Below are 12,303 nucleotides of genomic sequence, written 5' to 3' on the forward strand. Positions count from 1 at the left end.
TTTATGGTGTGATATGGCGTTACCAATAGAAATTGTTGCTAAGAGCTTACAAAGAGAGAGACAGAAAGCAAGGCTATCCTTGGCTGAAGTTGCACGCAGAGCAGGTATTGCGAAATCCACACTTTCACAATTAGAAGCGGGGCAAGGTAATCCAAGTCTTGAAACTTTATGGGCCTTATGCGTGGCTTTAGATATTCCTTTTGCGAAATTGATGGAATCAAATATTACACAAACTCAAGTGATTCGTTTTGGTGAAGGGCCTTCGGTATCATCCGAGATAGCACATTATCAAGCGATTCTATTAGCGAATTGTCCAACAGGCGCTAGACGTGATGTATATATCTTAGTGACTCAACCTGGTGAGCCTCGTAATAGTCAACCGCATCCAATTGGCAGCCTTGAACATATTATTATTATGAAAGGTAAGGCAAAGGTAGGTTTGATTTCGGAACCAATTTTAATGAATGAGGGTGATTATATTTGTTATCCCGCAGATCAAGCGCATATCTTTGAAGCATTGGAATTAGATACGCGAGCGATTTTGATCTCAGAACAAAGATAACAGTGTTTCTCAACTGGAAAAGCTTTTTTTCAATATGATGTCTTTCTTACTTTGTTCATCTACTGAATCACTTTATAATTAATCGATTTTTATGTGATGGAACTAGATTCGTGAGTATTATTGTTGCCCTAGACGCAAAAAGCCAATTTGACGCCCTAACAATTGTTGATCAACTAGATCCGTCACTTTGCCGTGTCAAAGTGGGTAAAGAGCTTTTTACTCATGAAGGTCCATCTATTGTTAGGAATTTACAAGATAAGGGTTTTGAGGTTTTCCTAGATTTAAAATTTCATGATATTCCCAATACGACTGCTCAAGCAGTTTGTGCAGCAGCGGATCTTGGTGTTTGGATGGTCAACGTTCATGCGTCAGGTGGTCGTAAAATGATGGAAACTTGTATAGAGCGTCTTAAAGCTGGAAATTATCAAACTCAGTTGATTGCAGTAACCGTACTGACTTCAATGGGACGTGAAGACTTACGTGATCTTGGTTTAGATATTGAACCTGTTGAGCATGTAAAGCGTTTGGCAAAACTCACTCAAGAAAGTGGTTTGGATGGTGTGGTGTGTTCTGCACAAGAAGCGAAAATCTTACGTGATTTATTAGGACAAGATTTTGGATTGATTACTCCAGGTATTCGTCCTGAAGGTTCAAATGCAGATGATCAAAAACGTATCGTGACACCAAAACAAGCAATGCTTGATGGTTCTACTCATTTAGTGATTGGTCGTCCAATTACTAAGGCTGAAAACCCAACAGAAATGTTGAAATCGATTTTAGCTTCAATCTAATAAATTTTATATCAGCCTAAAATTTCAGATTCAAAAATAAACTGATGAGTAATGGCGCGAGTAAAGACAATATTATTCCGCTCATCATGGCATGTGGTACATAATGTGTGCCACATGACTGTTTTACCATCGCCAGTGTAACATCCATTGAAGTTGCGCCTGCACTTGAAATAGCAGAACGCGGAAAGCGCCAACCGAGGCAATACATTAATAAAATTGCAAAAATTTCTCTAAATAAATCTGTTAGTAGTGCTATACCGCCGAGTTGAGCTGAATGTAATTCGGTGAATAAAATCCCTGACATTGAATACCATCCATATCCCTGAGCCAGCGCTAATATTTCATTTAAATTATACTGATTCGACAAGATCAAATAGTTCAGGATTGATGCTAAACAAGACCCAACAAATGCAGCTACTGGCACCATCAAAACTTTCCAGCTTAACCAGCTACGATCAAATTGGGTGAAAGCTAATTCAACTCCAATTAAAAAGATAAAAAACACTAACAAGTACCAGCTATTAAAGGTCATTTGAAGTTCTGAGGAATTAACAAGGATACCTAAAACAATTCCGACCGCTAAAGCTAAAAATGCTTTGCCAATATTTTTTAACGCATTTAAAAAGAGATGCAAGGAAATTTTGCCCTGTACACTTTGATGATCAATCAGTTTATATGTAATTAAGCAGATAAAAAAAGAACCAATAGAGGTAGTAAAAGCAATTAATAATGCAGGGGGTAAAATTGCGATTGGATTTTTTATATGATTTAGAGCTTGAGTCAGTTCAAATGCCACACTCACTAATAAAATATATGAAAAAAAAGGTAAAATTTTAAATATAAATTGTTTGATGCCTTTTGATAGGTGTGGAGCTAAGAAGTAACCTAAACTAATAGCGATGAAAATTTGAAAAATAAGAATAAATGATTGCATAAAAAAAGCAGGTTACGAATAACCTGCTTATTATGAAGAATTATTGATTACGCTGCATTGTTTTTTGTATTTACTGTGGAACTCATAAAATTATAATCAGCAACATTTACTTTGCGTGTTTCTAACCAATATTTCCAAGTATAGGTAGGCCATAAAGAGAAGTTTTTACCATCGGCTGCTTGATACCAACTACTGCAACCACCGGCTTGCCACACTGTGCCTTTAAGTTGTTCCTGAACACGCTCATTGAACTGATCTTGAACCTCATGCTTGATTTCAACAGCTTGAGTACCAGTTTTATCCACGGTTTGAATCAATTGCAAAATATAATTCACTTGAGATTCAATCATAAAGATCACTGAGTTGTGACCTAAAATTGTATTTGGACCTAACAATTGAAATAAGTTAGGGAAGTTTTTAGTGCTTACACCATAATAGCTTTCTGCACCATCTTTCCAAGCTTGTTTCAATTCAATTCCATTACGACCTACACAATTAAAGTGTTTTAAATAGATGCGTGGATCGGTAATGAAGCCTGTACCGTAAATTAAACAATCAATTTGACGTTCTTTACCATCTTTAGTAATGATGCCATTTTCTGTTATTTCTTGAACGCCATCGGTAATAAGTTCAACATTTTTACGATTGAAAGTTGGGAAGTACTTATTCGAAATCAAAATACGCTTACAGCCCATCACAAAATCAGGTGTAAGTTTTTTTGCAATTTCTTTATCTTTTACTTGGAAACGAATAAATGCTTCAGCAAGTTTCTGTCCATATTTCATAATCTGTGGTTGTACAATGGGTACAACGCGTGATTCATTCGTCCAGTACAAACGAGTACGATGAATTTGACGATAAATATTTGAGGACTTAAACAAAGACTTACTCAATTGAGAGTACTTACGTTCGTCGCGTGGAATAACCCAAGCAGCTGTACGTTGGAATACATAGAGTTGCTTAACTTCTGGAGCAATTTCTGGAATATATTGAATTGCACTTCCGCCAGTACCGATAGAAGCAACTGATTTTCCATCTAGGCTGTAATTATGATCCCATTGCGAAGAATGAAAAACTTTACCTTTGAATTTTTCAATCCCTTTCAAGTGCGGAATTTGCGGAACGTGTAGAGGGCCTGAAGCAAAGATAACAAATTGAGCCTCAAGTGTGGATTGGTCTTTGAAATCTAAAGTCCAAACATTACGATTTTCATCAAATTGAGCGTTTGTCACTTCGTGATTGAATTTACAATAGTCTTTTAATTTATATTGTTCAGTAATATCTTGAATATAATCAAAGATTTCATCTGCTTCTGCATAACGCTTCGACCAATCTGTCTTAGGAGCGAATGACAATGAATACATATGTGATTGAACGTCGCAAGCAGCACCAGGATATTGGTTTTCACGCCAAGTTCCACCAACATCGTTGGTTTTTTCTAAAATTACAAAATCATTAATTTGACTTTGTAATAGGCGAATAGCCATTGCTAAACCACCAAAACCTGCACCAATAATTGCAACTTTTGTTGTTTGAATAGCATTTTTGCTTACTTCACGCATAGTCGACGTCCTACACATCTAAATTTTGTGCAAGTTTAACGGTTTTGTGAAGATTAAATATGATTGTATAGACGCAAAACTTGATCATTTCGGCAATTCAATTGCAGAGGCTTTTATAGTAAAACATTAAAGTTTTGAGAATTATAATTGGAATTATGAAGAGATCTATCCTCGGATTGATGTATTTGATTCAAGGCATGCGTCATGTCGGTATTGATGTGGACGAGCGTTTGATAAATATGGGAATTCATGCCGATGCTTTAGATCCAAGCTCAATCATTCCTGATCAAATAGAATGGGATATTCTTCAGCATATTAGTCAAGACATATCATCTGAACAAGGATTATTTATAGGACAACATTATGCTTTAGCAGGATATGGTCCTTTTTTAATGTTATTAGTTACTAGTAAAAATTTAAATACTGCTTTATTAAATGGAGTTCAATTTCAGAAGCTTACACATTTATTTGGATCATTAGAACTAAATGTTCAGCAAGATTTTATTCATCTATTATATCAACCAATTGATTTAGATACTCACCTAGGGCAGTTTCGAGCACAGTGTGAAATATCGGGCACGTATAAATTTTTACAAGATATTTTTAAAATGATGGGTTTAGATATTCCCAGTATTCAAATTGAATTACCTTTTAAAAAACCCAAAAATTCAGAATTGCTTTTTGCCTACCAAGATTACTATGGGGTAGATGTAAAGTTTGGATGTCATCAAGCGGCATTTATTTTAGAAAACACTCAAATTCTTGATATGAAAATTCCATCAGCAGATGCATTGACCTATCGTATCTATGAAGAAAAATGCCTAGAGGATATCAAACGCTTTGAGAAGAGCGCTGATTTTAAATTTACCATTGTTGAATATGTAGAAGATTATTTAGAAATGCAAAAAGGTGTCATTCCAACGATGTCTGAAACAGCATGTGCATTAAATATTCCTGAACGAACTTTAAGACATCAGTTGCAGCAAATGCAGACCAGCTATAAAGAAATTCGTGAAAGATTGATTAAGCAAAAAGCAATAAAGTTTATTGAAAATAGTTCATACTCAATTGAGCAAGTTGCCGAAATGTTGGGCTATTCAGAACCTGCGGCATTTAATCATGCATTTAAACGGTGGTTTGGTCGTAGTCCGAGACAATATAATAGAAAAATGTAAATGCTTAAAAATGGTACATTATGATGTTTAAACTCTATGATAATTAAGCCTAAAATCTAATGTCTTTGAACTCAATGTTCGATATAATTTTCACCAATTAAAATTGTAATAACACCTTATGTCAAATACTAAGCCAGACTCTCATAGCACTTCGTATATTCCAACTTCACCTGCTGAACGTTATGCACAAGCGATTGAGTCAGGACAATTCATGCCAGATGAGGCGCAAGCTCAGGCAGTGCAAGAGTTAGATCGAGTATGGAAAGAGTTACTTACTCGTTATAAAGCCTCTAAGAAAGCATTTAGACGTTTTCGTCGTCAAACCTATCCAAAAGGCGTATACATGTGGGGTGGTGTTGGGCGTGGGAAGACATGGCTCATGGATCAATTCTATGAATCAGTGCCATTTAGACGTAAAACTCGTATGCATTTTCATCATTTTATGCAACATGTGCATAAAGAATTAAATAAATTATCTGGGCAGCGTAATCCACTTGACTCTGTTGCAGATCAAATTTATAAAAATGCGGTAGTGATTTGCTTTGATGAATTTTTTGTATCGAATGTAACTGATGCAATGATTTTAAGTGATTTATTCCAAAAATTGTTTGAACGTGGTGTTACCTTGATCGCAACATCAAATATTGCGCCAGAAGGTTTATATAAGAATGGTATTCACCGTGATCGTTTTATGCCAACGATCCAACTTGTACAAAAAAATTGTACTGTTTTAAATGTAGATGCAGGTGTTGATTATCGTTTACGTGTATTGAAGCAAGCACAACTATTCAAGCATCCATTAACGAATGATGCGCAAGCATGGATGAGTGAGCGCTTTCAAGCATTAACGCATACACAAGCTTTATCTAATACACCTATCATGATTAATAATCGTGTGGTTGAGACTTTAGGTCACACTGAGGATGTATTGTGGTGTGAATTTTCAGAATTATGTTTTAAACCACGTAGCCCAGCCGATTTCATTGAGATTGCCAATATCTATAATACGGTTTTGGTAAGTAATGTTCCTCATTTAACAGACTTTTTATCTGAAGGAACTAGACGCTTTATTTATCTAGTCGATGAATTTTATGATCGTGGTGTGAAGTTGATTCTAACTTCTGAAGACTCAATTATTGATTTGTACAAAGGCGACAAACTGGCTTTTGAAATTGAACGAACACGTTCACGGTTGTTGGAAATGCAATCAGACGATTACTTGCATTCAGAGCATCGACAAATTCATGGCGCGCAAACAACATAATTAAAAAAAGGCATTCTTCGGAATGCCTTTTTTTATATTTTCGTATGAATAAGGCTTTATTCTTGATTGAATTTTGCTATAACTAAGTTGGTTTGAAAAAAGAAGTATATCGCATAACTAGAAAGTAAATGACTCATTGTTTGATTCTATAAATCAATGTATTTGTCAATAGGTCTTATTGGGAAAATGCTTACTATTTAGGAATGTGATATTACTATTCAGGCTAGTATAAATCAGTATACTAGGATTCTTGTTATAAAAAGTTAGCACCATCAGGAAAGACAATGACTGTACGTATTCAAAAAGGCAAGCTAGCGATTGCTAAAGAACTTTATGATTTCATCGAAAATGAAGCTTTACCAGGATCTGGTTTAGATAGTGAAACTTACTGGAAAAACTTCGAGCAAGTCGTTGTCGATCTAAGCCCAAAAAACAAAGCATTATTGGCTAAGCGTGATGATCTACAAGCAAAGATTGATGAATGGCATCGCAATAATAAGTTTGAATTAAATGCTTATAAAGCGTTCTTAACTGAAATTGGTTATTTAGTTCCAGAAGTTGCTGATTTCGATGTAACAACTGAAAACGTTGATGAAGAAATTGCTTTATTGGCAGGTCCGCAATTGGTTGTACCTGTACGTAATGCGCGTTATTGCTTAAACGCTGCCAATGCGCGTTGGGGTTCATTATATGATGCACTCTATGGTACAGACGTAATCTCTGAAGAAAATGGTGCGGAAAAGGGTAAAGGTTATAACCCTGTTCGTGGCGATAAAGTGATTGCATTCGCTAAAGATTTCTTAAATCAAACTTTCCCATTAGCAAATGGTTCTCATGCTGATGCTACTAAATACGCAGTTGTATCTAATGGATTGGTTGTAACGTTAAAAGATGGTTCTACAACATCTTTAGAGCATGAATCACAATTTGTTGGTTTCAATGGTGAGGCTGCAAATCCAACCGAAATCGTATTATTAAATAATGGTTTGCACGTTATTATCGATATCGATGCCAATAGCCCAATCGGTAATACTGATGCGGCGGGCGTAAAGGATTTAACACTTGAAGCTGCAATCACAACAATTCAGGATTTAGAAGATTCTGTTGCTGCCGTAGATGCAGAAGAAAAGGTTGAAGGATACCGTAACTGGTTAGGTTTAATGAAAGGTGACTTACAAGAGTCTATCGAGAAGAATGGTAGAACCGTTACTCGTACATTAAACAAAGACCGTACTGTTCAAAACCTGATTGGTGGCACTACAACTTTGCATGGTCGCTCACTTATGCTTCTTCGTAACGTAGGGCATTTGATGACAAATCCTGCGATCCTTGTTGAGGGTGAAGAAGTTTTTGAAGGTATTATGGATGCATTGGTAACTCCATTACTTTCAATTGCAGATATTCGTGGTGAAAATGAAAACCACAACTCTCGTAAAGGCTCAATGTATATCGTTAAACCGAAAATGCATGGTCCAGAAGAAGTTGCATTTGCTGTTGAGTTGTTTGAACGTGCAGAACAAGCGATTGGCTTACCAGCTAAAACGCTTAAAATTGGTATTATGGATGAAGAGCGCCGTACTTCTGTGAATTTGAAGAACTGTATCGCAGCTGCAAAAGACCGTACAATTTTCATTAACACAGGTTTCATGGATCGTACGGGTGATGAAATCCATACTTCTATGGAAGCTGCACCAGTTGTTCGTAAAGAAGCAGTTAAGACTCAAAAATGGATTGCTGCATACGAAAACCGTAACGTTGCAATTGGTTTGGCATGTGGCTTACAAGGTAAAGCGCAAATTGGTAAGGGTATGTGGCCTAAGCCAGATAGCATGAAAGATATGTTGAGCACCAAAACAGCACATCCAAATGCAGGTGCATCTTGTGCATGGGTTCCTTCACCAACAGGTGCTGTTCTACATGCTTTGCATTATCATCAAATCAATGTTAAAGCACGTCAAGACGAGTTGGCTTCTGAAGAGATGCTAACTTTAGATGACTTATTAACGCCTCCGTTTGCTCCAGAGACAAACTGGACTGCTGAAGAGTTAAACAACGAACTTGAAAATAACTGTCAAGGTATCTTGGGTTATGTTGTTCGTTGGGTTGATTTAGGTGTTGGTTGTTCTAAAGTTCCAGATATTAACAACGTTGGTTTAATGGAGGATCGTGCAACATTACGTATCTCTTCTCAACATGTAGCAAACTGGTTACGTCACGGTATTGTTACTAAAGAGCAAGTTGAAGAAGTATTGAAGCGTATGGCTGTGATTGTTGATCAGCAAAACGCGAATGATCCACTTTATACGGCAATGGCACCGAACTTTGATGGTATTGCTTTCCAAGCAGCTTCTGACTTAATCTTCAAAGGTGCTGAGCAACCATCTGGTTATACAGAGCCATTGTTACATGCTGCTCGTTTAAAATTAAAAGGTTACACAGGTGATTAAGTTCATCTAAATAGAAAAAGTCTCTTCGGGGGCTTTTTCTATTTTTAATTCACTGATTTTTGGTAATTTAATAACCTTAGAATAAAAAAACAGTATATAAAACACCTAATGAACTAAAAATTAAATTTTTGCTATAATCCCACCTAATTTGATCATTTAGTCGAATCATAACGATGTCACATATTTTAAAATTAGATGCTTTGAAACAAGCACAAGTTTCTACTTCGCCATATCCATATTTTGTTTTGGAAAATTCAATTGTTGATAGTGAAGTGAATGCTGTTATTCAGGATTTCCCAAAAATTGAACAGGGTGGAAGTTACAATATCGAAGATGTTGAGATTAAGCCTAATTTTGATCGTTTTTTAAAATCATTGGATACCAAGGAATTCCGTCAAATCCTCACAGAAAAATTTGATGTGGATGTTATGGAACATCCCATGATGATCACTTTGCGTGGTTATTCGCGTCAAAAAGATGGTCGTATTCACTCAGACTCAAAAACTAAACTTCTTACAGTTCTAATCTATTTAAATGAATCTTGGGATGCTCCGACAGGTCGTCTGCGTATTTTAAATGATGAAAAGAACATGGAAGATTATGTTGAGGAAATCAATGCAGGTCCGGGTACATTAGTTGCTTTTAAAGTCACTGATAATGGTTGGCATGGTTATGTGCCGTATGAGGGGCAACGTCAATCGATTCAAATTAACTTTTTAACCAGTGATAAAGCCAACGCTAAACATCGCTTTGTACATGGTTTAAGTGCGAAACTGAAAAAGTTGTTTGGTTAAAACTTATAAGTTTATTGAATTAAGAATTTGTATAGTTCAATAGAAGATATAAAAAAGCGAGTAATCAATTACTCGCTTTTTTATTTAGCTAATTGCTAAGCTGAACGAACCTCATCTTCCTCGTCATCATCCGCTGAGTCCATACCAAGCTCTTTTAGTTTACGGGTTAAGGTATTTCGACCCCAGCCTAAAAGTTCTGCTGCATGACGTTTACGCCCACGTGTTTGTTGTAAGGCAGCAATAATGAGTGTGCGTTCAAACATTGGCGTGGCGATATCTAAGATTTTCATTTCACCATTTTTTAATTTTTGAACAGCCCATTGACCTAGCAACTCATCCCAATGATGGACTGCAACGCGTTCTACTAAAGCTGGGTTTGATGTAGCTTGAGTTGCTGGGTCAATGCTTGGTTTATGAATGGAGACCTGTTTTAACTCGGCAGGAAGATCTTCTGGATAGACTTCACGTCCAGTGATCATCACGGTAAGCCATCTACATGTATTCTCTAGTTGGCGAACATTACCCGGCCAAGGAAGCTGTTGCATGTAGTCAGTCGTTTCTGTACGCAAAATTTTAGGACTAACACCTAACTCTTTACCTGCACGAGCTAAGAAGTGTTGCGCCAGCATCGGAATATCTTCGCTACGATGTGCAAGTTTTGGAATATGAATACGAATGACATTTAAGCGATGATATAAGTCTTCGCGGAAACGTCCATCATTCACCAACTTTTCCAAATCTTGATGGGTAGCAGCAACAATACGTACATCAACCTTCACAGGCACATGTCCGCCAACGCGATAAAATTCGCCATCTGCTAAGACGCGAAGTAAACGAGTTTGCGTTTCAAAAGGCATATCACCAATTTCATCTAGGAATAACGTACCGCCATTGGCTTGTTCAAAACGACCTTGATGTTGGGTGTTCGCACCCGTAAATGCTCCTTTTTCATGTCCAAACAACTCAGTTTCAATTAAGTCTTTTGGAATTGCTGCCATGTTTAATGCAATAAAAGGTTTGGCACGACGCGGTGAATGTTTGTGTAAAGCATGTGCAACCAGTTCTTTACCCGTTCCTGATTCACCATTAATCAGTACTGTAATGTGTGATTGGGATAATCGACCTATTGCACGGAATACTTCCTGCATAGCAGGTGATTCACCAATAATTTCAGTTGACTGTAGTGGGACTGCTGCTTTGGTAGCTTCTTGCTGTTGTAATTTATTAAGATGCAAAATGGCACGATTGACAAGTGCTAATGCTTCATCAATATCAAAAGGCTTTGGTAAATACTCAAATGCACCTGTTTGATAACTCGATACTGCGGATTCTAAGTCAGAGTGAGCAGTCATAATAATGACAGGAAGATCTGGATGAGTATTTTTTACTTTTGATAAAAAAGTTAAACCATCAATCCCTGGCATACGTATGTCAGTTAAAATAACGTCAGGAGCATCATCGTGTAAGCGTTCAAGGGCAGTTTGTGCCTCTTCAAAGTTGGTAACGTCAAAACCTTCTTCTTTAAAGGTTTTTTCGAGTACCCAACGCATGGCACGATCGTCATCTATTACCCAAATTTTATTTCGTGACATGGTTTAACTCCCAAGGTAGATATAAACTAAAAATGGTTTTTCCTGGAACGGATTGACACTCGATCATTCCGTTATGTTGATGCATTATGTTTTGTGCGATGCTTAATCCGAGGCCTGTTCCTTTCGCTCTGCCTGTAACCAAAGGATAGAATACTGACTCTAAGATGCTTTCTGGAACGCCCGGACCATTATCCTCAATATCAATTCGGACTGTTGAGCGATTGAGAACACCATTAATTGTGACTAAGCGTTGGATGCGTGTTCTTAAAACTAATTCTGGCTCGGAGTCTACAAAAAATTCTTTATTTTCAGTCATCGCTTGTACAGCGTTGACACTAATATTGAGCATCACTTGAATGAGTTGATCACGATCAGCCATCACGTCTGGTAGAGATAAATCATAATCACGTGTGATTTTAATTTTCTTTTTGGTTTGATTGACAATTAATGAGCGAACACGTTCAAGTGGCTCGTGCACGTTGACTAGTTCATAACTCGGTAGTTGTCTGGAACCCAACATCGTATCTGCTAAATTAGTTAAACGATCTACTTCACTAATAATAATGTCAGTAAATTCACTATAACTTTCGTCATTTAGGCTTCTCGCTAATAGTTGAGTAGCGCCACGAATTCCCGCTAATGGATTTTTAATTTCATGTGCAACGCCACGAACTAATTGACGTGCGACTTGATGTTGTTGAACTAAATTCTCTTCTTTAGAAATTTTCAACATTCGATCAATTGGATTGAGTTCTATCAAGAGTAATGGGTGATAGCTCTTTCCGGCATTCAGTTGTGAAACGGTATAATCAACATGAATAGGTTTAAAGTTGACGTTAATCACCGCTTCACGACGAGTGTAGTGCTGACCAGTCTCAAGAGTATTTTGTAATGCATCATAAGTATTAAATGAATCATCATGAGCATGTAGTAAGTTTATGACTGGCTGACCTGATGCGCGTAGTAAGCTAATATCAAATAAAGCTTCGCAAGCTGAATTTAAATAAAAAATATTAAGTTTACTATCGACCAATAAAATGGCAGTTGTCAGATTATCTACTAAAAGTCGATAGTCGATAGTGTGTTGTTGATCCATTTGTGAATCGTCCTGTTTTAAAATGGCGCAATAAATATCAATTTAAATAAATAGCCATTAACTTCTAAGATTTTACTAAATGCAAA

The 12,303-nt window shown here is 36.8% G+C and carries 10 protein-coding genes; 6 read left to right on the forward strand and 4 right to left on the reverse strand.

Annotated features, from left to right (window positions below; all coding sequences use genetic code 11):
• Positions 1-13: 13 nt before the first annotated feature.
• Positions 14-562: a helix-turn-helix domain-containing protein gene (locus F933_RS04370; protein ID WP_005058839.1), complete on the forward strand. Its 549-nt coding sequence runs from the start codon at positions 14-16 to the stop codon at positions 560-562.
• 110 nt (positions 563-672) lie between these two features.
• On the forward strand, positions 673-1,353 hold the full coding sequence (gene pyrF / locus F933_RS04375) for an orotidine-5'-phosphate decarboxylase (RefSeq protein WP_005058841.1): 681 nt from the start codon (positions 673-675) through the stop codon (positions 1,351-1,353).
• Between the two features lie 16 nt (positions 1,354-1,369).
• Here pyrF and F933_RS04380 read toward each other — a convergent pair whose 3' ends face one another.
• Complete coding sequence (locus F933_RS04380; protein WP_005058844.1) at positions 1,370-2,287, reverse strand: LysO family transporter; 918 nt, start codon at positions 2,285-2,287, stop codon at positions 1,370-1,372.
• 47 nt (positions 2,288-2,334) lie between these two features.
• Positions 2,335-3,849, reverse strand: coding sequence for a flavin-containing monooxygenase (locus F933_RS04385; RefSeq protein ID WP_005058846.1), 1,515 nt, complete (start codon positions 3,847-3,849; stop codon positions 2,335-2,337).
• A gap of 155 nt (positions 3,850-4,004) precedes the next feature.
• Here F933_RS04385 and F933_RS04390 point away from each other — a divergent pair, with 155 nt between their 5' ends.
• The 4 genes from F933_RS04390 to F933_RS04405 all read left to right on the forward strand — a co-directional run bounded on the left by F933_RS04390 (position 4,005) and on the right by F933_RS04405 (position 9,529).
• The gene (locus F933_RS04390; RefSeq protein WP_005058849.1) at positions 4,005-5,024 is read left to right on the forward strand and encodes an AraC family transcriptional regulator; all 1,020 of its coding nucleotides are present in this window, start codon (positions 4,005-4,007) and stop codon (positions 5,022-5,024) included.
• 118 nt (positions 5,025-5,142) lie between these two features.
• Entirely contained in the window at positions 5,143-6,288 is a 1,146-nt protein-coding gene (gene zapE / locus F933_RS04395) for a cell division protein ZapE (protein WP_005058851.1), read from the forward strand.
• A gap of 284 nt (positions 6,289-6,572) precedes the next feature.
• Positions 6,573-8,735 (forward strand): malate synthase G, encoded by a 2,163-nt coding sequence (locus F933_RS04400; RefSeq protein ID WP_005058853.1) that lies wholly within the window; start codon positions 6,573-6,575, stop codon positions 8,733-8,735.
• Positions 8,736-8,908: 173 nt separating this feature from the next.
• Positions 8,909-9,529 carry a 2OG-Fe(II) oxygenase gene (locus F933_RS04405; protein ID WP_005058855.1) on the forward strand — a complete coding sequence of 207 codons (621 nt, stop codon included), beginning with the start codon at positions 8,909-8,911 and terminating at the stop codon, positions 9,527-9,529.
• Positions 9,530-9,624: 95 nt separating this feature from the next.
• Here F933_RS04405 and glnG read toward each other — a convergent pair whose 3' ends face one another.
• Positions 9,625-11,121, reverse strand: a complete 1,497-nt coding sequence (gene glnG, locus F933_RS04410) for a nitrogen regulation protein NR(I) (protein WP_005058857.1) — start codon at positions 11,119-11,121, stop codon at positions 9,625-9,627.
• Complete coding sequence (gene glnL, locus F933_RS04415) at positions 11,108-12,217, reverse strand: nitrogen regulation protein NR(II) (RefSeq protein ID WP_005058859.1); 1,110 nt, start codon at positions 12,215-12,217, stop codon at positions 11,108-11,110. The genes glnG and glnL overlap by 14 nt, the downstream gene beginning before the upstream one ends.
• Between the last annotated feature and the right edge of the window lie 86 nt (positions 12,218-12,303).

The sequence above is a fragment of the Acinetobacter beijerinckii CIP 110307 genome (assembly GCF_000369005.1).
Classification (GTDB): Bacteria; Pseudomonadota; Gammaproteobacteria; order Pseudomonadales; family Moraxellaceae; genus Acinetobacter; species Acinetobacter beijerinckii.